We start from the raw sequence: 21,319 nt of genomic DNA on the forward strand, positions 1-21,319 counted from the left end.
GAGGGGCCTTCGCCTTTGGCGGCACTGCGGGGCGGCCGGGAGGTCACCCGACGCCGATCTCCACGTCCCACGCCCCCGCCGTCGTGCGTCCCGTCACCTTCACCCGTACCTTCTCCCCCGGCACCGTGAAGCTCTCGCCGGCCTGGACGGGGGCGTCCGCGAGGGGTGGGTAGACGGAGTTCTCCCAGCAGGCCTCGGTGCGGGGGTGGGCGTCGATGACCTGGATCGGGCCGCCGCCGGACGCCGCGCCGCCGTGGACGCGGTAGACCAGCACGCCCTGCCGGCAGACCGCCTGGTCGTTGCCCACCGCCCCGCGCGCCTCGAAGGCGAGCACGCTGTCGGTGCCGGTGCGGACGACCGCGAGCCTGGTGCCGCGTCCGAGCCCGAAGATCCCGGCACTGCCGGGACCGGCCGCCACCGGCTCCAGCGTCAGCCGCGTCGGCCGCGGCCCCCGTACGCACACCACCTGCCGCCGCTCCAGCCAGCCCAGCTTCCACTTGTGCCAGGCGAACAGATCGGGGGCCAGTCCGAACTGGCTGCCCATCAAATCCCAGTCGCCCACATAGGTGTCCCAGTCCCCCTTGCCGTCCATCGGCCGGTGGTACAGGTCCGGCAGGTCGAAGACGTGCCCGGTCTCGTGAGCCAGCACCAGCCGGTCCGGCGGGTGCTTCTCGAAGACGGTGACGACCCGGCGGATGTCCGTGCCGTCGGCCCGCAGCGGCACGTCCAGGTTGACGACCTTCGTGGCGTCCGAGTCGACGCCGGGCGCGTCCGGGTCGGCGACGAAGTAGACGACGTCGTAGCGCGAGAAGTCCACCTGACCGTCGGCCGCGGCGAGCGCGTCGTGCAGATAGGCGCCCCGGTCCGCGGCACTCCAGTCGCGCTGTATGGCGTACGCGGTCGACGGGCGCGGCATCCGGATCCAGTGCCGCAGCGGGTGCGGGCGCAGGGTGAAGCGGCCGTAGGAGGCGCGCTCGAAGAAGCGGGTGGTGGCCGGGAAGTGATCGGCGGTCAGCTGGGCCGGGGTGGTCATCGGCGGGGCGTCCGGGAAGGACAGGAACACCATCACCGCGTCGAGGGCGCGGGCCGGGCGCGGATAGGCGGTGTTCCAGGTGTCCAGGCCCTCCGAGTGGTGGGCCGCGGTGCGTTCCAGCGTGCAGGGGGCCGAGGAGAACGGTTCGGCGACCGAGGGGCCGGTGACGAGGGAGGTGGCGGCGAGGGCCGCCATGGTGGTGAACACGGCGGCGGTGCTGCGCAGTCGGGGGCGCGGAAAACTGCGCGGAAACGGGCGCGGCAACGGGACCTCCGGGAGCGGTTCACGGGACACCGCACCCAGCCTGTGTGAGTTTGCGGTAATACGCCCTGTTTATCTGCACCGGACGAGTGACTTGGCGTGACCTGGCAAACCGGCCGACACCCCCGAATCGCTCACGGAACGTCACAAGCGGTCCTGGGCCCGAAGAACCCGTCCAGGTGCGGGCAGAAACGATCTGCCAGAAGGGGTTGCCGGTCCGCGAGACTGGGCAATGGCTGGAAGGGCCTCAGGGCAGCCTCTATGATCGGCACACTTTCCTGCGCGGACAGCGATCGAGTGCACTGCGGGAGCTAGCGGTGAACGGAACGTCCGAAGGGCCGGCGCCCGCGGCAGACCTCGACGGGTCAGCCGTAACAGAGAGTGACATTGCGACAGCTGCTCGTACCGAGCCCCCGTCGCATCGCGCGGCCTTCGCGGCGGCGCCGCTGGCCATGGCCGTGGTGGACCGCGAGGGCATCGTCGTCGATGCCAACCCCGCCTTCGGCGAACTGCTCGGCGCCGCACCCCGGGAGTTGACCGGGGCCCTGGCCGCCGATCTGGTGGACCTGGGCTCGGACACGCGCACCTGGCACAGTTACCGCGAGGTGCTGCGCGGCCGGCAGGCGAAGCTGCGCTGCAAGCGGCGGCTCAAACACCCCGACGGGCACTCCATGTGGGCGCAGATCACGGTCACCCCACTGGCCGACGGGACGCCCGGAGTGCTGCTGTCCGTCGCCGACATCACCGCCCGGCGCGAACTCCAGGCGCGGCTGCGGCACTTGCAGATGCACGACCCGGTGACCCGGCTGCCCAACCGCACGCTGTTCTTCGAGCGGCTGACGGCCGCGCTGGAGCCGGAGTCGTACGAGCAGGGCGGCACGGGCCGGATCGGGCTGTGCTATCTGGACCTCGACGGCTTCCAGGCCGTCAACGACACGCTCGGCCACCGGGTCGGCGACCGGCTGCTGGCCGCCGTCGCCGAGCGCCTCACGCGCTGCGCGGACGAGGCGGGCCACGGCCGGGCGACCACTCCCCTGGTGGCGAGACTGGGCGGCGACGAGTTCGCACTGCTCGTCGAGGACTCCACCGGTACGGAACAGCTCGCCGACCTCGCGGAGTCCCTGCTGAAGGCGATCCAGGCGCCCTTCGACGTCTCCGGTCACCGCATGTCGGTGTCCGCGTCGATCGGGGTCGTGGAACGGCAGGCGGAGGGCACCTCGGCGACGGGTCTGATGCAGGCCGCCGACACCACGCTCTACTGGGCCAAGGCCGACGGCCGGGACCGCTGGACGCTGTTCGACCCCGAGCGCAACGCCCACCGCATGACCCGCCAGGCCCTCGCCTCCACCCTGCGTCCGGCCATCGAACGCGGCGAGTTCCAGCTGGAGTACCAGCCGCTCGTCGGCATGGAGGACGGCCGGCTGCGCGGGGTCGAGGCGCTGGTGCGCTGGAACCACCCGCAGTTCGGGATGCTGACGCCGAATCGGTTCATCGCACTGGCCGAGGAGGACGGCTCGATCGTCCCGCTCGGCCGCTGGATCCTCGCCACCGCCTGCCGCCAGGCCCGGCAGTGGCAGCTGGACCACCCGGGCGAGCCGCCGATCTTCGTCAGCGTCAATGTGGCGGTCCGCCAGGTCTGGGACTCAGACCTGGTCGCGGACGTGGCCAAGACCCTCGCCGAGACGGGCCTCGCCCCCCACCTCCTCCAGCTCGAACTCACCGAGTCGGCCGTGATGGGCTCGGCGGGCCGGCCGCTCCAGGCCCTCCAGGCGCTGAGCGACATGGGCGTCGGCATCGCGATCGACGACTTCGGCACGGGCTACTCGAACCTCGCCTACCTCAGCCGCCTGCCGGTGTCGGTGCTGAAGCTGGACGGCTCCTTCGTACGGGGCTTCCAGTACGAGGGCGAGGGCGTCCCGCCGAACCCGGCCGACGAGGTCGTCGTGGAGGCGATGATCCAGCTGGCCCACCGCCTCGGCCTCACCGTCACCGCGGAGTGCGTCGAGACCTCGGCCCAGGCCAGCCGGCTGCGCCGCATCGGCTGCGACACCGGCCAGGGCTGGCTGTACTCGCGGCCGGTGTCGCCGGATCGTATCTCCGGGCTGATGGGCGTGAAGACCTAGGAGGCCGTGGGGGCGGCGGGCGCCGTGGGCAGTCCGTAGGTGTCCGCGACCAGTTCGTACGAGCGCAGGCGTACGTCACCGCTGTGCGCGTTGCCCGTGAGCATCAGCTCGTCGGTGCCGGTGCGCTTGTGGAGGTCGTCCAGGCCGGAGCGGACCTCGTCGGCGGTGCCGTGGATGACGTTGGCGTTCCAGGAGTTCGCGAACTCCTCCTCCATGGGGCTGAACTCGTGGGCCTCCGCCTCCTCGGGCGTGGGAACCAGGCCGGGGCGCCCTGTGCGCAGCCGGATCATGCTGAGCGCGGCGGCGCGGACCTGGCGGCGGGCCTCCTTCTCCTCGTCGGTGGCGAGGACGGAGACGCCGATGAGGGCGTACGGCTCGTCGAGGACGGCGGAGGGTCGGAAGGACTCGCGGTACAGGTCCAGGGCCGGGATGGTGTTCTGCGCCGAGAAGTGGTGCGCGAAGGCGAAGGGCAGCCCGAGCGAACCGGCCAGTCGGGCGCTGAAGCCCGAGGAGCCGAGCAGCCAGATCGGCGGGCGGTGCGGGGACTGGACGCCGCCGGGAGAGGTCGACTGGATCGGGCCGGGCACCGCGTGGATACGGCGGTAGGGGTGGCCGTCGGGGAAGTCGTCGTCCAGGAAGCGGGTGAGCTCCATGAGCTGCTCGGGGAAGTCGTCGGCGCCCTCGCGCAGGTGGTCGCTGCGGCGCAGGGCGGCGGCGGTGGCGCCGTCGGTGCCCGGGGCCCGGCCGAGGCCCAGGTCGATGCGTCCGGGGGCCATCGCCTCCAGGGTGCCGAACTGCTCCGCGATCACCAGCGGGGCGTGGTTCGGGAGCATGACACCGCCCGAGCCGAGCCGGATGCGGGTGGTGCGGGCGGCGAGGTGGGCGAGGATCACCGCCGGCGAGGAGGAGGCCACGCCCGGCATGGAGTGGTGCTCGGCGACCCAGTAGCGGTGGAAGCCGCGCGCCTCCGCGAGTCCCGCGATGGCGACACTGGTGCGCAGGGCGTCGGTGGCCGTGCGTCCGGCGCCGACGGTGACCAGGTCCAGTACCGAGAGAGGTACGGGGGCGGTGCCCTGTGCGGTACCTCGGATCTCGTCTTCCGCCACGGTGGGGTGCCTCCTGCTCATGAGCCGTGCGCTGTCTTCCGGGCAACAACAGGAGAGTGTCCCCGGTTATTCCCGGGTGCCGCCGCGGCCCGGCTCTGGAACGCCGACTTCCGTATCCCGTACGGCACTTGACCGCTTGCCGCACGATCCCGCGGGTACCCAGGGCGCCACAACCTCACAGACCGGAGGGATCGCCCATGACACGGGAGAACACTTCGCGGCCGTCGGACCTCGGACCGCTCGAGCCCGGCACCAGACAGCGCGCCCAGTTGTCCATCCGCATCGCCGACATCGCGTGGACCGCGCTGAGTGTCGTCGCCGCCCTGTGGGCGGTCCTGGCCGTCGTGGACGCCGTGCGCGGCACCGGCTCGTGGGCCTACTGCGCGGTGTCCCTGGTGCTGCTGGCCGTCGGCCTGACGATGCGGTTGCGCGCCGTCCGCCGCCGCGACCGGATGTGACGGGGGCCGCCGTGGAACGCGTCAACTCCTTTCTCGGCAAGCACCTCTGGGTCCAGGTCGTCCTGTCGCTCCTGGTCGCGTGCGTCGTGGCACTGCTGCTGTCCCCGCGGCGCTCGGCCGCCTCGACCCTGCTGTACGTGGCGTTCTCCTCGATAGGCGGCATCGGGGTCCTGCTCGCCGTGCGGCGCAGGGAGAAGCGGGCCGCCGGAGGCTCGGTGGACGGTCTCGTGACCCTGGACCGGAAGCTGCGCCGGGGCGAGGTCCCCACGGCTCCCGAGGAGCGGCGGGCCATGCGCGACCTGGTCGAGAACCGTCTGCACCGCGGCCGCCACCGGGTCGCGGCCCAGATCGGCCTCGCCGTCCTGTCCTGCGCGGTCGTGGTCGCGACGGCCCTGACCGCGAACCTGCCGCGGACCCTCGGCATCGCTCTGTTCACCGGGGTCTTCCTCGGCTGGCTCGTCCTGTACGGGAACCGCCAGTACCGGCGGCTGCGCGCCATGCACGCGGAACTCACCGCCGGAGCCGCCGGAGCCGCCGGAGCCGCGGGAGCGGCCGAAGCCGCCGGAGCTGCCGAAGCCACGGGAGCCACGGGAGCTGCCGAAGCCGCCGGAGCCACGGGAGCCGCCGGAGCTGCCGAAGCCGCCGGAGCCACGGGAGCCGCCGGAGCTGCCGAAGCCGCCGAAGCCACGGCAGCCGCCGGAGCTGCCGAAGCCGCCGAAGCCACGGCAGCCGCCGGAGCTGCCGAAGCCGCCGGAGCTGCCGGACCGGCCGAGGTACCCCGGGCCACCGGCGAAACAGCCCGGGACGCCCGCGAAACAGCCCGGAGCCCTCGGCGGTGAGTACCCGCCCGAGGCCCTCGGCGGTGAGTACCCGACCGAGGCCCTCGGCGGTGAGTACCTGACCGAGCAGGCGCGCCTCACACCTGGACGAGGGGCTCCCTCGTGAACAGTGCCCCCATGGCCGGCGCGTTCACCCGGCGGTCCGTCAGCCTGAGGGCCTCCCAGACGGTGACCTGGTTCGCGGTGAGGACCGGCTTGCCGAGCTCCTTCTCCAGGGCCGGGATGTGCCCGGCCGTGTGCAGCGCAGTGTCCGGGAGGAGCACCGCCTCGGCGTCCGGCGAGTCGGCCTCCCGGGCCAGCGCGAAGACCTCCTCCTCGCCCCAGGTGCCGACCTCGGCCGCGGTGATGATCCCGGCGCCGCGGACCTGGAGGACCTCGACCCCGCCCGCCCGCAGGAACTGGGCGAACAGGTCCGCCACGTCGTCCGGGTAGGTCGCCGCGACCGCCACCCGCCCGGCCCTGATCTCCTTGGCCGCGTGCACGAAGGCGAAGGACGTGGAGGAGGCGGGCATGCCGGCCGTGCGGGCCAGGGCGCGCACCTGCTCGTGGGCGCCCTCCCAGCCGAGGACGAAACTGCCGCTGGTGCAGGCCCAGACGACGGACTCGGCGCCCGACATGCGCAGTTCCTCGACGCCCGCGGCGAGCCGTTCGGCGGAGCCCATCTCCAGGAGCGCGTCCACCCGGTGGGCGTCCGTGCCGATGTCGGTGTGGACGACGTCCAGGCGGATGTCGCTGCCCAGGAGCTGTTCGATGCGTGGGTACTCGTCCTCGGCGGAGTGGCCCGGGTAGAGGAATCCGAGTGCGGTCATGTCCAGCCTTCCTGCTGCTGTTCTTCGTCCGGCAGGCCCCGGACTTCCGGCAGACCCGGTATCTCCGGGCTCAGGCCCGGAATCCCCGGGCTCAGGCCCGGTAGCTCCGGGCGCACGGGACCGGTCCTCGCCGCCGGATCGATCAGCGCCTGGTACGGTCCCACGGCTCGGGTACCCAGTCGGCGCAGCGCCGCCCACATGGTCACCTGGTTGGCCGAGATCACCGGTATGCGCAGTTCCGCCTCCAGTTGCGGGATGACGTCGTAGGTCGGCAGGTTGGTGCAGCTGATGAACAGCGCCTCGGCGTCGGCCCGTACGGCCTTGTGGGCCATCTCGGAGACCTGCCGGTAGGGCACTTTCCAGATGTGCCGCGTCAGGCCCATGTAGGCGCACCCGGTGACGGTGACGCCCGCCTCGGCGACGTACTCCTCAAGCGACCTGGTCACCGACACCGTGTACGGCGTCACCAGCGCCACCCGGCGGACGCCGAGCTCGGCGAGGGCGTCCAGGAGGGCGCCGGACGTGGTCAGGGAGGGCACCGCGCCCGCGGTGGTCATGGCCGCGCACATGGCGCGTTCCCCGGCGACCCCGCCGACGAAGCTGCCGGAGGTGCAGGCGTAGGCGACGACCTCGGGGGCGATGGCGTTGAGCGTGCGCACGGCATCGTGCAGGGTCTCGTGCTCGCTGACCAGCCGTGCCAGGTCGAGGCTGACCTCGACGGGGACGTACGGGGTGCGGGTCAGATGGAGCGAGATCTCGTCGGGGACCCAGCGCCACAGCTCGCGATCCAGCGCGAAGTCGAAGGGGGCGACGACACCGACACCGCGCTGCGGGCGCGGACCACCCAGAAAGGAAACGTCCATGGCAGGGACCGGCCTCACGCTGAGAGACGGGGGGACAGCGGAACGTGCGCAACGCCCGTGTTGACGAAGGTAGGTTCGGGTGCGAGCGTGGTCAATCCGCCCCTGTCACGCTCACGTCACGCCGGAGTTGCAGCCGGTGTCCCCGCCCACGTCAGACGCTCGGCCGCGCCGCGGAAACCGGCCGAAAAAGGTCGCCCGCCCTCGCAGGAATACGCTGAAGACGCCCGCGCAGGTCTCCGTGGAACCGCGCAGATCTCCGTAGAAACGGTGCCCCGATGTCCGCCCCCGCGCCTGTCCCCACCCTCCTCGTCCTCGACGCCGACCCCTTGCCCCGCCTCGGCCGGCTGACCGGCCGGGCCCGGATCGTGCACGCGGACGCGCACACGCTCGCCGAGCGGCTGCCGTCCGCCGACGTGCTGCTGGTCTGGGACTTCACCTCGACCGCGGTGCGCGACGCCTGGCCGGGCGAGGGCCCGCGGCCGCGCTGGGTGCACACGGCGAGCGCGGGCGTGGACCATCTGATGTGCCCCGAACTCGCGGCCTCGGACACCAGGGTGACCAACGCGCGCGGTGTCTTCGACCAGCCGATCGCCGAGTACGTCGCCGCACTGGTCCTGACGATGGCCAAGGACCTGCCCCGGACCCTGGAGCTGCAGCGCGAGGGCGTGTGGCGGCACCGGGAGTCCCAGCGGGTCGCGGGCACGCGCGCGTGCGTGGTCGGTTCCGGGCCCATCGGCCGGGCGATCGTCGCCACCCTCAAGGCGCTCGGCATCACCACCGCCCTGGTCGGCCGCCGCTCCCGCACCGGGATCCACGGCCCCGACGACCTCGACCGGCTGATGGCCCGAGCGGACTGGGTGATCGCGGCCGCCCCGCTCACCCCGGAGACCCAGGGCATGTTCGACGCCCGCCGGTTCGGGATGATGCAGCCCTCCGCGCGGTTCATCAACATCGGCCGGGGCCAACTGGTCGTCGAGGAAGCCCTGGTGGAGGCGCTCACCAAGCGGTGGATCGCCGGAGCCGCCCTCGACGTCTTCGACACCGAACCCCTGCCCTCCGAGAGCCCGTTGTGGCACGTCCCGGGACTGATCGTGTCCCCGCACATGAGCGGCGACACGATCGGCTGGCGCGACGAACTCGCAGCGCAGTTCGTGGAGATGTACGACCGCTGGGAGGCGGGCAGATCACTCACGAACGTGGTCGACAAGAAGCGCGGGTACGTACCAGGGCACTGAACGTCGAAGCGGAGGGGCACATGCGGGACCTCAACCTCACCGAACTGACCGCCGTACAACTCGTCGAGGGCTACCGCAAGGGCGAGTTCAGCCCCGTGGACGCGACCCGGGCGGCCCTGGAACGGGCCGAGCGGATCCAGCCGGAGGTGAACGCGTTCGTACGGCTGACCGGCGACAAAGCCCTCGCGCAGGCCCGCGCCTCGGCCGACCGCTGGCGGCGCGGGGAGCCGTCCGGCGCGGTGGACGGCGTCCCCGTCACAGTGAAGGACATCCTGCTGACGCGCGGCGAGCCGACACTGAAGGGCTCCAGGACGATCGCGGAGAACGGGAGTTGGGACGAGGACGCCCCCTCGGTGGCCCGGCTGCGGGAGAGCGGCGCGGTGTTCCTCGGCAAGACGACGACCCCCGAGTTCGGCTGGAAGGGCGTCACGGACTCACCGCTGTCGGGCGTGACCCGCAATCCGTACGACCCGACGCGCACCGCGGGCGGCTCCAGCGGGGGTGCCGCGGCGGCCGTGGCGCTCGGTGCGGGCCCGCTCGCGCTCGGCACGGACGGCGGCGGCAGTGTCCGCATCCCGGCCGCGTTCTGCGGGATCTTCGCCCTGAAGCCGACGTACGGCCGGGTGCCGCTCTACCCCGCAAGCGCCTTCGGCACCCTCGCCCACGTGGGCCCGATGACCCGCGACGCGGCCGACGCGGCGCTGCTGCTCGACGTGATCGGGGTGCCGGACTCCCGTGACTGGTCGGCGCTGGGCCCGGCGTCCGGCCCGTACACGGCGGCCCTGGCGGGCGGGGTCCGCGGGCTGCGGGTCGCGTACTCGCCGTCCCTCGGCGGCCAGGTGGCCGTGCAGCCGGCGGTGGCCGCGGCGGTACGGCGAGCCGTGCAGCGCCTGGCCGAACTCGGCGCGTACGTCACCGAGACCGACCCCGACTTCGCCGACCCGGTGGACGCCTTCCACACCCTGTGGTTCAGCGGGGCGGCCCGGGTGACCCAGCATCTCGGGCCGCACCAGAGGGAGCTGCTGGACCCGGGGCTCCGGGAGATCTGCGCCCTGGGCGCGCGGAGGAGCGCGCTCGACTACCTCGCCGCGGTGGACGTACGGATGGAACTCGGCCGCCGGATGGGCCGGTTCCACGACTCCTACGACCTCCTCGTCACCCCGACCCTGCCGATCACCGCGTTCGAGGCGGGCATCGAGGTCCCGAAGGGGTCGGGGCACCGCCGCTGGACGGGCTGGACCCCGTTCACGTACCCCTTCAACATGACCCAGCAGCCCGCCGCGTCCGTCCCGGTGGGGACCGACGGCGACGGGCTGCCGGTGGGACTGCAGATCGTGGCGGCCCGGCACCGGGACGACCTGGTGCTGCGGGCGTCCCACGCCCTGTACGAGGCGGGCGCGGCGGGCATCCGTCCGCCCGCCCCGGCGCCCGCGAGTGAGCGCTAGGCCCGGCTGAAACGCAGGCTCTCGCCGAGGGCGCCGGCGCGCCACAGGTCGTTGCAGCCCTCGGCCAGGGCGTCCAGGCCCTCGACCACCTGACCCCACACGATGCCCGGCACCCAGCCGACGTCGCCGTTCAGGAGCAGGTTGTTGCGTTCGTAGAACAGGGCCAGGTCGACGACGGTCGTGCCGGCGCGGACCTCGCGGTCGTAGCCGTAGGACTTGGTGCCGAGTTCGGCGCCCGCGAAGGAGAAATAACAGAGATCTCCGGGAATCGGGGTAACTGTCGGATTTTCCAGAGGTGGTTCCGATTCTGCGAAAGGTGGGAAAAGTGCGTAGATCTCGTTGCGTGCGTACTTCGCGTGGTAGACGTCACCGGCGAGCGGGAGGGCATCCCATACGGCCGCACAGGTGATCGGCGCCCGATCGTCCAGGAGCTTTGCCGTGGCGGTGATTCCCCGCTTGACCAGCGAGACTTCGATGTAGCGGTCAGCCATGCACTCCATGGTCCCCCGCCGGTCAAGAGGGCCTCGGTGGAAAACGGGGCTCAAATCGATCTGCATAAGTCGCATCCGGTCGGGTAGCCGCGCCGCCATGGCTCCACCACTGGAACATGGCGAACACATATCCGGGACCACCCGCCGGTCGCTGCTCGCGGGGGTCGCGGCGCTCGGCGCGCTGGGCGCCGCGGGCTGCTCACGCGTGGCCACCGCCTCGACCTCGGGCGGCGGTGAACTGCTCGACCGGCTCAGGGCGGCAGGTGTCGTACGGCTGGGAATCGCGGGCGAGATCCCCTTCGGATACATCGACAAGAACGGCGACCTGACCGGTGAGGCGCCGGAACTAGCGAGGGTCATATTCAAGCGGCTCGGGGTGGACAAGGTGCAGCCCGTGCCGACCGAGTTCGGCTCGCTCATTCCCGGGCTGAATTCGCAGCAGTTCGATGTCGTGGCGGCCGGGATGTATGTCACGCCGGAACGCTGCGAACAGGTGATCTTCGCCGATCCCGACTATCAGATGCTCGATTCCTTCATCGTGCGCAAAGGAAATCCAAAAGGTCTTCACAACTACAAGGACGTCGTCGAGAAGAAGGCGAGGTTCGCCACCGGTACCGGCTATGCGGAGATCGGGTACGCCGTCGAGGCGGGGTACAAGGAGAGCGACATCCTGATCGTTCCGGATCAGGTCGCCGGGCTGAACGCCGTGGAGGCGGGCCGCGTCGACGTGTTCGCCGGGACCGCGCTCACCACCCGTGAGGTGGTGAAGAAGTCGGCCAAGGCGGAGGCGACGAAGGCCTTCACCCCGACCGTGGGCGGCAAGCCGCACGTCGACGGGGGCGCCTTCGCGTTCCGCCGGACCGAGACGAACCTGCGGGACGCCTTCAATGCCGAGCTGCGGAAGCTGAAGAAGAGCGGGGAGCTGTTCCGGGTCCTCAAGCCCTTCGGGTTCACGCAGGCCGAGATGACGGACCTGACCGCGAAGGAGCTCTGCGGCGGATGACCTCCGGACTCTGGGAACTGGTGTTCAAGGGCATCTGGACGACCGTCCAGCTGCTGTTCTTCAGCGCGATCCTCGCCGCCGCCGTGTCCTTCGTGGTCGGCGTCCTGCGCACCCACCGGATGTGGATCGTCCGCTTCCTCGCGGGCTTCTACACCGAGGTGTTCCGTGGGACCTCGGCGCTGGTGATGATCTTCTGGGTGTTCTTCGTGCTGCCCCCGGCCTTCGGCTGGCAGCTGGTGCCGATGTGGGCGGGCACGCTCGCGCTCGGGCTGACCTACGGGGCGTACGGCTCCGAGATCGTGCGCGGGGCGCTGGGGGCCGTCGACCCGGCGCAGCAGGAGGGCGGGATCGCGCTGAGCTTCACGCCCTGGCAGCGGCTGCGGCTGATCCTGCTGCCGCAGGCGGTGCCGGAGATGATCCCGCCGTTCTCCAACCTGCTGATCGAGCTGCTCAAGGGCACCGCGCTGGTGTCCGTGATGGGCATGGGCGACCTGGCCTTCAGCGGCAACCTGGTGCGGCTCGCGCTCCAGGAGAGCGCCGGGATCTACACGTATCTGCTGCTCATCTACTTCGTGATCGCCTTCCTGCTGACCCGGCTGATGCGGGGTCTGGAGAAGAAGCTCAAGGCGGGGGTCGGCAAGGCGCCCACCCGTGAGGTGAAGGTGCCCGAGCCGGTCGGAGGTGGTGTCTGATGGAGTGGGACTGGAGCGCCGTGAGCGACTTCATGCCGCAGTTCTGGGACGGTCTGCTGGTCACCCTCCAGGCCCTCGCGCTCGGCTCGCTGATCTCCTTCGCGCTCGGACTGGTGTGGGCGCTGCTGATGCGCGCCCCCTCACGCTTCGTGCGCTGGCCGGTCGGGGTGGTCACCGAGTTCGTGCGCAACACCCCGCTGCTGGTCCAGCTGTTCTTCCTCTTCTACGTGCTGCCCGAGTGGGGCGTGACCCTCTCGGCGCTGGCCACCGGTGTCATCGGGATCGGGCTGCACTACTCGACGTACACCATGCAGGTCTACCGGGCCGGTATCGAGGCGGTGCCGGCCGGCCAGTGGGAGGCGGCGACGGCGCTGAACCTGCCGCGGGTGCGCACCTGGCAGGTGGTGATCCTGCCGCAGGCGATCCGCCGGGTCGTGCCGGCCCTCGGCAACTACGTGATCTCGATGCTCAAGGACACGCCGATGCTGATGGTCATCACGGTCCTGGAGATGCTCGGTGAGGCGCGGCTGTTCGCCCAGGAGCACTTCCAGTTCACCGAGCCCCTGACCGTCATCGGGGTGGCCTTCATCGTCATCTCCTATCTGGCCTCCCTTCTTCTGCGATCCCTGGAGCGACGTCTTGTCCGCTGACACTCCCCTCATGAAGGAACCCGACGCGAACACCAACCCGCCGGTGGACGGCAGCGAGCTGATCCGCTTCGAGGACGTGACCAAGCGCTTCGGGTCGAACACGGTCCTGGACCGGCTGAACTTCTCGGTCGACTCCGGCAAGCACGTGACGCTGATCGGCCCCTCCGGGTCCGGCAAGACCACGATCCTGCGGATGCTGATGACCCTGACCAAGCCCGACGAGGGCACGGTCACCGTGGGCGGGGAGAAGCTGTTCCCGGCGCCGGAGAAGCAGCTGCGCGAGGTCCGCAAGAAGATCGGGATGGTCTTCCAGCAGTTCAACCTGTTCCCGAACATGTCGGTCCTTCGGAACATCACCGAGGCCCCCGTCACCGTCCTCGGAATGTCCAAGGACGAGGCGGAGGCACGCGCGCGTGAGCTGCTCGACCTGGTGGGGCTCGCCGACAAGGCCGACGCCCGGCCGACCCAGCTGTCCGGCGGGCAGCAGCAGCGGGTGGCGATCGCGCGGGCGCTGGCCATGCGGCCGCGGGTGCTGCTGCTCGACGAGGTGACCTCGGCGCTCGACCCCGAGCTGGTCGCCGGCGTCCTGGACGTGCTGCGGGACATCGCCCGCACCACCGACATCACGATGCTCTGCGTGACCCACGAGATGAACTTCGCGCGGGACATCTCCGACCAGGTCCTGATGTTCGACTCGGGCCGCATCATCGAGTCGGGCCCACCGGAGCGGATCTTCAGCGAGCCCGAGCAGGACCGCACCCGGGAATTTCTCAGCGCGGTTCTCTGACGACAAGAAGTGAACGGTGTTCAACCTTCGAGGTCCCGGACCCGGGTCATGTCGCTGGCATATGCCAGCGTGTCAGCGCCCCTGCTGAGAGGCCCGGGCCGGGGACGGAATCTCGCCAACAGCCGCTCACTGCAACCCTTTTGCCGGTTATCGTGGAGGGGATCGCTGTCTGGATTACGGCCCAGTAGTAGTGCGTCCGAGCGAGCGCAGGGGGAACACCGTGGCGCTGAAGCACGAACCGACCGCGCCGTACCACTCGGCCCAGGACGCGCTCCGCGTCCTGGAGACCGTGGCGCGGCACACCGCCGGAGTCACCGACACCGAACTGGCCCGTACCACCGGCCTCGACCCGGAGCGACTGACCGCGCTCCTGAGGATGCTGCGCCGCGAGGGGTACGTCGAGCAGGTCGCCGACGGCGCGTATGTGACGGGGGACGCCCTGACCAGGCTGACCTCCGTCCAGGACCGTGACGAGGCGCTGCGCGACCAGCTCCAGCGCACCCTCGACGAACTGCGCGACTCGATCGGCGCGGCCGTATACATCAGCCGGTACGTCGACGGCGAGGTCACCATCGCCCAGTACGCCGACGGTCCCGCGACCCCGGCGGTCAACGAGTGGGTGGACTTCCGCTCCTCCGCGCACGCCACCGCGCTCGGCAAGAGCCTGCTCAGCCAGCTCGACCACAACGGCCGCCGCGACCATCTCTCCCGGCACCGCATGACCCGCCTCACCTCGCGGACCATCACCAACGACAAGCTGCTGCTCTCCCGCCTGGAGACCCAGCCGCCGACGGTCCCCCACCTCGACCTCCAGGAGTACGCGGTGGGCACGGTGTGCGCGGCGGTGCCGATCACCGCGGGGTCGTCGGTGGGATGCCTCGCGCTGTCGCTCCCGGTCGAGCAGGCGCACCGCCTGCGGCAGGCGACGGACCGGTTGAACCGGGGGGCGGCGCCGGTTCTCCTGTCCCTCGCGATCTGAAGCACACCGCGCCGCCCGCGAGCCCCTCCGTGGGCCCCTTGGCGTGGTCAGAAGCACCCCTCAGGACCGGGTAGTATTTTCTCGTCGCCAGCCGCCGAGAGGCGGACGGCGAGAGTCATGCGCCGCTAGCTCAGTTGGTTAGAGCAGCTGACTCTTAATCAGCGGGTCCGGGGTTCGAGTCCCTGGCGGCGCACTTCGGAAGGGCCTCTCGTGGGAGCGAGAGGCCCTTCGATGTTTACCCGCGCACCGACGAGAACGACGGCCGGGGGTCTGGGGGTCGCCCCCCAGAAGACACAGCATCAGCGGGTCCGGGGTTCGAGTCCCTGGCGGCGGACCGGTGCGGGGCCATTCGTGCGAGCGAGACGCCCTTCGGTGTTGTGGGGTTCGTATGCCGTGCTGCCCGGTGGGCGCCACCACACCGGGTCGGTGCATTCGGTGCCCTCCTTCCGCAGCAGTGCTCGGTGGATCTTGTTCGTGGCCGTGACCGGTATCCGGTCCACCACCCGCACGTACCGGGGCGCCATCTTCGTCCCGAGATCGGGCTGGGCGGTCAGGAAGTCCGCGAAGGCCACCGGATCGAAGGTCCCCGCGATCGTGGCCATCACCTGGTCCCCGGTCACCGGGTCGGGCACCGCGTACACGGCGACGGCCACCGCCCCCTCGTAGCGCGCGAGGATGTTCTCGATCATCGCCGCGGCCAGGTTCTCGCTGTCGACGCGGATCCTGTCGTCGGTGCGTCCGGCGAAGTAGAGGTAGCCGTCGGAGTCCCGGCAGAACAGGTCACCGGTCCAGTACCACCCCTCCCGGCGCCGCTCCGCATCCGCCTCCGCGTTGCGCCAGTACCCCTCGAAGGGGTTCGGGCCCCTGTTCACCAGCTCACCTATCGCCTCGTCCCCGTTCAGCAGCCGCCCGGCCGGATCGAACACCGCCGGCGGACACTCCGCACACGTCTCCTGATCCAGTACGACGAGCCCCGGCCCCGCCCGACCGACCGCGCCCCGCGGAGTCCCCGGCGTCCACTGGATCGCCGCGCCACCCTCGGAGGACCCGTACCCCTCCACAAGGCGCACCCCGAACCGCCGCTCGAAGGCCGCCGCGTCCACGGCCCCCGCCTCGGTGCCGAAACCGAGCCGCAGCGGGTTGTCCCGGTCGTCCTCGCGCTCCCTCGTGGCCAGGACGTACTGGATCGCCCGGCCGACATAGGTGAAGTACGTCGCCCCGTACGCGCGCACGTCTGCCAGGAACCCCGAGGCCGAGAACCGCCGCCTGAGCGCGACGCCCGCCCCCGTCGCCAGCGCGGGCGCCCAGTCGGCGATCACCGCGTTGCCGTGGAACATCGGCATGCAGATGTAGTGCACCCCGTCCGGGCCGAGCCGGAACTGCTCGGCCAGCGAGCGCCCGGCGGCGGCCAGCCGGCCCTGGGAGCAGAGCGCGGCCTTGGGGGCGCCGGTGGATCCGGAGGTGAAGTAGAGGAGAAGACGGTCGTCCGGGGTGGCGCGGAAGGCGTCCGGTTCGGCACCGGCGTAGGGCGCGAGCAGGGTGTCGTACTCCTCGGTCCCGGCCACCAGGAGGCGGACGCCGGGCAGGTCGAGACCCCGCAGCAAGGGGAGCCGGGCCGGTTCCGTGATCAGCAGGCGGCACTCGGTGTGCAGGATGTCGCGGGCGAGCTCGGAGCCCCGGCGGGTGGGGTTGATACCGGCAACGGCGGCGCGGGCGAGGGCAGCGGCGCTCAACCACATCGGGTATTCCGGGGTGTTGTCGAGGAGCACGCCGATGTGGGCGCCGGGGCCCGGCAGCAGGTCACCGAGCAGTGCCGCCCGCGCGGCGGCACCGGCCGCCACCTCGTGGTGGGTGAACACCCGCCCCTCGAACCACAGTCCGGGCCGGTGGTCCCCCCACCGCCCGGCGACGAGCTCCGCGACCGTACGCCTCCTGGAGTCCATGGGGGCGTACGGTAATTGACGGACCGTCAGATGTGGAGGGCTAGGACATCGCGGCGAAGGCGACCATGAAGCCCCCGCAGACCAGCACGACCAGACCGGCGAAGGCGAGCACCGCACAGGCGGCGCACCCGTGGCCGCCCCGGCCGGGACGGGCCGTGGCCACGACGTCGGGGCCGTCGGCGTAGTGGACGGTGACGATGTCCCCCTCGAGCGTCGTCCCCGGACCGCCCTCCTCCTCGAAACGGACGACTCGGCCCTCGCGGGTTCTGAACTCGTACACATGGCGCAGGCTCGTGCGCACCCGCGTGTCGCCGCCCCCGTGCGCCATCGCGTACACCCGCAGGCACTCCGCCTCGGCCGTCAGCCCGCTGCGCCAGGCCCGGCGCATCCGGAGCCAGCGGCGCACCATGAGGTACGCGCCGAAGAGAGCCACGGCCATGATCAGGCCGGGAACAAGGTAGAAGAAGGCGCCCATGGCAGATCCCCCGAGGTCAGGCACCGATCGCTTGATCGTGTGGGGGAACCTACCCCGGGGGAAGCCTGGACTGTCTCAAGCGATGCTCAGAACGTGACGTCCGAGCAGGCGTAGAACGCGTTCGTCGTGTCGGCGATCGTCCACACCGCGACGATCACATGCCGTCCGCTGAGCCCGGACGGCAGGGTGCCGCTGTGCGAGAGGGTGGAGGGAGGCCGCTGGCCGTTGTAGGGGACGGTCAGGAACGGGGTCAGGTTGAGGTCGGAGCGGGCCAGGTTGTGGTTCTGGTTCCAGCCCGCCTTGGTGACGTAGTACTTGAAGTCGGTCGTCGCGTGCATCGCGGTGAACTGCCAGCGGAACGTGTAGCTCTGACCGCCGGTCACCCTGGTCGCCGGCCAGGCGCCGCCCGACGGTGTCCTCGGCGCGCTGAGCTGGCTGAACTGACTCAGACCGGCGTTGCATATCTGCCCGTCGGCCGGACCGCCGGCCGGGAAGCCCTTCGGGCCCTCGACGCTCTGCGGCTCCCACTGGATCGAGCCGCAGTTCGTCACGGTGCCGTTCTGGCAGAGCTTCTGCCTGCTGATGGGGAGGTCGGTGTAGCCGTGGCTGCTGGCGCCGCCGGAGGAGAGGACTACGGCTCCGGTGGTGGCGAGGCCCACCACGGCGGCGTACCACTTGGTCTTTCTGCGCATGCTGCCGCTCCTGGAGAACGTGGGGGATGTTCCGTGAGGGGTGCAGGTCTAGACCAAGTCCCAGATTATTGCCGGTTGTTGAACATGTCCATACCAGTCACGCCCCCTGTTCTCCGCGCCCCGCGCAGAACGCCACCGTCAAGTCCTTCACCAGAGCCTTGCGTTCGTAGTCGTCCAGTTCCACCAGACCCCGCATGGTCAGCCGGGTCACCGTGTCCTCCACCGAGTCCACCACCGACGTCAGCATGGTGGCCCGGTGCTGGGCGTCCAGCGCGGCGATGCGGCGGCGGTGCATCGCGGCGGCGACCTCCGGGGCGTACTCGACGCGCAGCGGCTGGACGGAGAACACCTGGACGCCGACCGGCGCGGTCTCCGCGGCCACCAGCCGGGTCAGCGCCTCCCCCGCCGCGTCGACCGAACCGCGCCCCGAACCCGGCGCCTCCACCGGGACCCGGGCCAGCGCGGCCTCGACGCACTCGCGCAGGTACGTCTCGTGGTCGTCCACGCCGAGCGTGGCCCGCGCGGTGTCCCGCACCCGCCACACCACCAGGACGACGACCCTGAGCGCGACCCCGCTCGCGTCGGCGGCCGGCATCGGCTCACCGCGCCAGTGCCGCAGCCGCACGTCGACCCGGCGGCGCAGCAGCAACGGGTTGACCCACAGCAGGCCGGTGCGCCGGACGGTCCCCCGGTAGCGGCCGAACAGCCCGAGCACCCAGGCGCGTCCGGTGCGGCCCCGGGCCAGCCCGCCGAAGCCGAAGAGGCCGAGGGCACCGGCTCCGGCGTACGCCGCCCACTGCGCCGGACCGAGCCCCGCACCCGCGGACGCCGGGACCCGGAGGGCCTCCAGGACGAGCGGGGGCAGCAGTCCGGCCCACCACGAGGTGACCGCGCACCCGGCCAGCCCGCAGGCACCGGCGAGGACACCCACCGAGCCCGGCAGCACCCGCGCGGGGCGCTCGGCCAGCTCGGGGTCGACGTCGGGGACGGGGCGGGGGGTGACCTGGCCGGGTCGGCGCAGGCGCGGCTGCTCTCCGGTGCCCTGTCTGCGGGCCACCACTGCCGGCTTGAGCGGGACCGACACCGGGTCCGGGTCGTCACGGAAGAGCAGATGGACCGGGATCTCAGTGGTCGCCTCGTTCTGGATGAGCCGGGCGGGCCTGGACGGTCCCTCGGACTCGGGCGTGTGTGAAGTGGTCGTGCTCATGAGTGCCTCCAGCCTCCGCGCCAGATGCGTCACAACAGGTGATTCGAGCGGGTGATGCGGGCCCGGGTGACAGCCGGACCGGGTGATACGGGCCCGGGTCGTAACTGGGCCACGTACTGGCGGCCCGGGTGGTAGCCGGGCCAGGTGCGACGGCCCGGGTGGCGACCGGACCGGGTGATGCAGGCCCGGGTGATGACCGGGCCAGGTGCCGGCGGCCCGGGTGACGGCCGGGCCGGGCGGTCATGAGAAGAGTCGTCGCCAGGTCTCCGGACCCGGGTAGCCGTCCGCCGCCCCGCCCCGCCAGCCCTGGGCGCGCTGGAACGCCTCGACTCCTCGCCGGTCCGGCTCGCCCCAGCGCGGTCCCGGCCCGGTCGTGTAGTACTTGCCGAACCCTTTCTTCACCAGCTGTCTGCCGAGCTGGGTGACGTACTTGTTGCTCGCGCCGGGCCGGAACATCGCGCGTCCCGGGTAGCCGGGGACGCCGTGCGAGGAGGGTGCGGGCGGGCCCGCCGCCCCGGCCCGGCCGCCCGCGGCGATGTCCTTGCCGCCGCCGGTCACCAGCAGCGTCCAGGTCTGCGCCCCGGGCAGCCCGTCCGCGTCCTCGCCCCGCCAGCCCTGCGCCTGCTGGAACGCCTGGGTGGCCCTGCGGTCCGCGTCCGTCCAGCGAGGACCGGGACCGGAGGTGTAGTAGCGCCCGGCGCCGCGCTCCACGAGCATGCGGCCCAGCTGGGTGACGTACTTGTTGTTGGCCCCGGGACCGAAGTAGGCGGCCCCCGGGAACGGCGTCGCCTCCGGCGCCGCCGGCTTGCCGTTGTCCGGCTCGGCCGGGTCCGGTTCCGCGCCCGCCGCGGCGCCCGCGAGCCCCTTGTACCGGTAGGCGACGTACCGGTCCGAGTTGCTCCAGTAGGCGTAGGGGGTGGCCTGCTTGCGGGCGTACGGGCGGGTCTCCTCGTAGGCGAGGTAGTAGGTGTGCGTGTAGTCCGTCCAGCCGCCGAAGATGACGACGTGGGAGCCCTGCTCGGGGTTGGCCGGGTTGTGGAAGAGCAGGATGTCGCCGGGCTGGAGGTCATCCTTGGCGATCTTGATGCCGTACTGGTCGAGGCTGCCGGTCCACTCGTTGCGCGGCAGGCTCCAGGCCATGGACACGAAGCCCGAGCAGTCCTGCCGGTAGCCGTCGCCCCAGTAGGTGGACATGCTGTACGGCACCCGCGCGGCGACCCACTGCTTGGCCCGCCGGATGATGTCGGCGCGGGTGGTGGTCGGCGTCTTCACGGCCGCGGGCTTTCCCCCGGGGCCGTGCAGCGGGGCCTTGTCGCCCTGCGGGGTGTCGGGCTCGTCACGCGCGGGGACGCCGGGGCGGGCCGGGACGTGAGGGGCGGCGAAGGCCGGGGCCGCGTGGACCATGCCGAACGCGGTGGAGGCCGCGGTGGCGAGGATCACGGCTCGGGCGGCGGCGGGGTGAGCGCCGGTCGACCGGGGGAGAACGCGTCGCCAGTGGACGCAACCGGGGCAGTCGCAGTCGCTCGCGGGATCGACTTCCTCGAATACCGGAGTCTCCATGGGACGCCCCTCACACTCCAGGTAGAAATGTCCGCAACTGTGCACATTGGTCAGTTTCTCAACTGTCGCCCGGACGCGCATGCTGACGGTCCGAATGATGTACGCCACCCCCGGGGTGCGGTCCCGAGCACCCGTCGACGTCCGGTAGAGTCGTGCAGGTCAGCAGGCGCCGCTAGCTCAGTTGGTTAGAGCAGCTGACTCTTAATCAGCGGGTCCGGGGTTCGAGTCCCTGGCGGCGCACGCATGATCGAAGGCCTCCCGCGAAAGCGGGGGGCCTTCCGCGTGTACCGGATCGGGGTGGTGGCCGTGCGGAGGCTCGAGCGGATGTGCACAACGGGTCCACAAGACCCCCACAGGCGCCACAATGAACGCGTATGACCGGTAAACACCGCGTTTCGCATCTTGCGATCATGATGAGCACCGTAGAACCCTGGCTTTTCAAGATGCTGCGGATACGCGGCAGTTGGGGGGCAAGGATCCGGTTGCCGGAGTTGCGGGGAAAGGGGCCCCGCTTCGGAGGATGCCGAGGGGGGCGTCTGCAACCGGAAGGTCGCTGTTACCTGTCTAATGCTGTGAAGATTGTGGTGACTGCGGCCCACCACTGATACGTCTGTGAAGGTCGAGGGGGACCAGAGCAGTCGTAAGGAACCGACGACACGCGGCTCGTC

The 21,319-nt window shown here is 71.2% G+C and carries 20 protein-coding genes and 2 tRNA genes; 12 read left to right on the plus strand and 10 right to left on the minus strand.

What is annotated here, in order from left to right; translation table 11 throughout:
• Positions 1-43: 43 nt before the first annotated feature.
• Positions 44-1,327 (minus strand): M6 family metalloprotease domain-containing protein, encoded by a 1,284-nt coding sequence (locus IOD14_RS38565; RefSeq protein ID WP_174269144.1) that lies wholly within the window; start codon positions 1,325-1,327, stop codon positions 44-46.
• 284 nt (positions 1,328-1,611) lie between these two features.
• Between IOD14_RS38565 and IOD14_RS38570 the strand changes: the two genes are divergently transcribed.
• Positions 1,612-3,417 carry an EAL domain-containing protein gene (locus IOD14_RS38570; RefSeq protein ID WP_123989518.1) on the plus strand — a complete coding sequence of 602 codons (1,806 nt, stop codon included), beginning with the start codon at positions 1,612-1,614 and terminating at the stop codon, positions 3,415-3,417.
• Here the strand turns inward: IOD14_RS38570 and IOD14_RS38575 are convergent.
• Entirely contained in the window at positions 3,414-4,544 is a 1,131-nt protein-coding gene (locus tag IOD14_RS38575; protein WP_212672739.1) for an LLM class flavin-dependent oxidoreductase, read from the minus strand. The two genes, IOD14_RS38570 and IOD14_RS38575, sit on opposite strands and share 4 nt — an antisense overlap.
• A 176-nt stretch (positions 4,545-4,720) precedes the next feature.
• Between IOD14_RS38575 and IOD14_RS38580 the strand changes: the two genes are divergently transcribed.
• The gene (locus IOD14_RS38580; RefSeq protein WP_212672740.1) at positions 4,721-4,981 is read left to right on the plus strand and encodes a hypothetical protein; all 261 of its coding nucleotides are present in this window, start codon (positions 4,721-4,723) and stop codon (positions 4,979-4,981) included.
• An 11-nt stretch (positions 4,982-4,992) separates the two neighbouring features.
• Entirely contained in the window at positions 4,993-5,820 is an 828-nt protein-coding gene (locus tag IOD14_RS38585) for a hypothetical protein (RefSeq protein WP_212672741.1), read from the plus strand.
• Between the two features lie 77 nt (positions 5,821-5,897).
• Here IOD14_RS38585 and IOD14_RS38590 read toward each other — a convergent pair whose 3' ends face one another.
• Together IOD14_RS38590 and IOD14_RS38595 are read right to left on the minus strand one after the other, a co-directional pair.
• Complete coding sequence (locus IOD14_RS38590; protein WP_123989521.1) at positions 5,898-6,629, minus strand: aspartate/glutamate racemase family protein; 732 nt, start codon at positions 6,627-6,629, stop codon at positions 5,898-5,900.
• Entirely contained in the window at positions 6,626-7,492 is an 867-nt protein-coding gene (locus IOD14_RS38595) for an aspartate/glutamate racemase family protein (RefSeq protein ID WP_212672742.1), read from the minus strand. The genes IOD14_RS38590 and IOD14_RS38595 overlap by 4 nt, the downstream gene beginning before the upstream one ends.
• 275 nt (positions 7,493-7,767) lie before the next feature.
• On the opposite strand from IOD14_RS38595, the gene IOD14_RS38600 reads away from it, so the two are divergent.
• Entirely contained in the window at positions 7,768-8,727 is a 960-nt protein-coding gene (locus IOD14_RS38600) for a D-2-hydroxyacid dehydrogenase (protein WP_212672743.1), read from the plus strand.
• A gap of 20 nt (positions 8,728-8,747) precedes the next feature.
• A complete protein-coding gene (locus IOD14_RS38605) occupies positions 8,748-10,172 on the plus strand; it encodes an amidase (protein WP_212672744.1) in 1,425 nt (474 codons plus the stop codon).
• Here IOD14_RS38605 and IOD14_RS38610 read toward each other — a convergent pair.
• Positions 10,169-10,663 (minus strand): DUF3830 family protein, encoded by a 495-nt coding sequence (locus tag IOD14_RS38610; protein WP_174269145.1) that lies wholly within the window; start codon positions 10,661-10,663, stop codon positions 10,169-10,171. The two genes, IOD14_RS38605 and IOD14_RS38610, sit on opposite strands and share 4 nt — an antisense overlap.
• Positions 10,664-10,760: 97 nt before the next feature.
• Between IOD14_RS38610 and ehuB the strand changes: the two genes are divergently transcribed.
• The 6 genes from ehuB (at position 10,761) to IOD14_RS38640 (ending at position 14,967) form a co-directional block, all read left to right on the plus strand.
• Positions 10,761-11,666 (plus strand): ectoine/hydroxyectoine ABC transporter substrate-binding protein EhuB, encoded by a 906-nt coding sequence (gene ehuB / locus IOD14_RS38615; protein WP_123992663.1) that lies wholly within the window; start codon positions 10,761-10,763, stop codon positions 11,664-11,666.
• Positions 11,663-12,358: an ectoine/hydroxyectoine ABC transporter permease subunit EhuC gene (gene ehuC / locus IOD14_RS38620; protein ID WP_212672745.1), complete on the plus strand. Its 696-nt coding sequence runs from the start codon at positions 11,663-11,665 to the stop codon at positions 12,356-12,358. The genes ehuB and ehuC overlap by 4 nt, the downstream gene beginning before the upstream one ends.
• Positions 12,358-13,008 (plus strand): ectoine/hydroxyectoine ABC transporter permease subunit EhuD, encoded by a 651-nt coding sequence (ehuD, locus tag IOD14_RS38625; RefSeq protein WP_123989527.1) that lies wholly within the window; start codon positions 12,358-12,360, stop codon positions 13,006-13,008. The genes ehuC and ehuD overlap by 1 nt, the downstream gene beginning before the upstream one ends.
• Positions 13,009-13,018: 10 nt before the next feature.
• Entirely contained in the window at positions 13,019-13,795 is a 777-nt protein-coding gene (ehuA, locus tag IOD14_RS38630; RefSeq protein ID WP_123989528.1) for an ectoine/hydroxyectoine ABC transporter ATP-binding protein EhuA, read from the plus strand.
• A gap of 220 nt (positions 13,796-14,015) precedes the next feature.
• Positions 14,016-14,774, plus strand: a complete 759-nt coding sequence (locus tag IOD14_RS38635) for an IclR family transcriptional regulator C-terminal domain-containing protein (protein WP_212672746.1) — start codon at positions 14,016-14,018, stop codon at positions 14,772-14,774.
• A gap of 119 nt (positions 14,775-14,893) precedes the next feature.
• Positions 14,894-14,967: transfer RNA gene (locus IOD14_RS38640), tRNA-Lys, on the plus strand.
• Between the two features lie 106 nt (positions 14,968-15,073).
• Here the strand turns inward: IOD14_RS38640 and IOD14_RS38645 are convergent.
• The 5 genes from IOD14_RS38645 to IOD14_RS38665 all read right to left on the minus strand — a co-directional run bounded on the left by IOD14_RS38645 (position 15,074) and on the right by IOD14_RS38665 (position 20,651).
• Positions 15,074-16,717: a long-chain-fatty-acid--CoA ligase gene (locus tag IOD14_RS38645; protein WP_212672747.1), complete on the minus strand. Its 1,644-nt coding sequence runs from the start codon at positions 16,715-16,717 to the stop codon at positions 15,074-15,076.
• A 40-nt stretch (positions 16,718-16,757) separates the two neighbouring features.
• Positions 16,758-17,192, minus strand: coding sequence for a DUF3592 domain-containing protein (locus IOD14_RS38650; protein ID WP_123989531.1), 435 nt, complete (start codon positions 17,190-17,192; stop codon positions 16,758-16,760).
• Between the two features lie 86 nt (positions 17,193-17,278).
• Positions 17,279-17,884, minus strand: coding sequence for a lytic polysaccharide monooxygenase (locus tag IOD14_RS38655; protein ID WP_212672748.1), 606 nt, complete (start codon positions 17,882-17,884; stop codon positions 17,279-17,281).
• 97 nt (positions 17,885-17,981) lie between these two features.
• The gene (locus IOD14_RS38660; protein ID WP_123989533.1) at positions 17,982-19,091 is read right to left on the minus strand and encodes an SPFH domain-containing protein; all 1,110 of its coding nucleotides are present in this window, start codon (positions 19,089-19,091) and stop codon (positions 17,982-17,984) included.
• Positions 19,092-19,331: 240 nt separating this feature from the next.
• Positions 19,332-20,651 carry a peptidoglycan-binding protein gene (locus IOD14_RS38665; protein WP_212672749.1) on the minus strand — a complete coding sequence of 440 codons (1,320 nt, stop codon included), beginning with the start codon at positions 20,649-20,651 and terminating at the stop codon, positions 19,332-19,334.
• 166 nt (positions 20,652-20,817) lie between these two features.
• On the opposite strand from IOD14_RS38665, the gene IOD14_RS38670 reads away from it, so the two are divergent.
• A tRNA-Lys gene (locus IOD14_RS38670) sits at positions 20,818-20,891 on the plus strand.
• Positions 20,892-21,319: the final 428 nt, after the last annotated feature.

Origin of the sequence: Streptomyces sp. A2-16, from assembly GCF_018128905.1 — a bacterium.
Classification (GTDB): Bacteria; Actinomycetota; Actinomycetes; order Streptomycetales; family Streptomycetaceae; genus Streptomyces.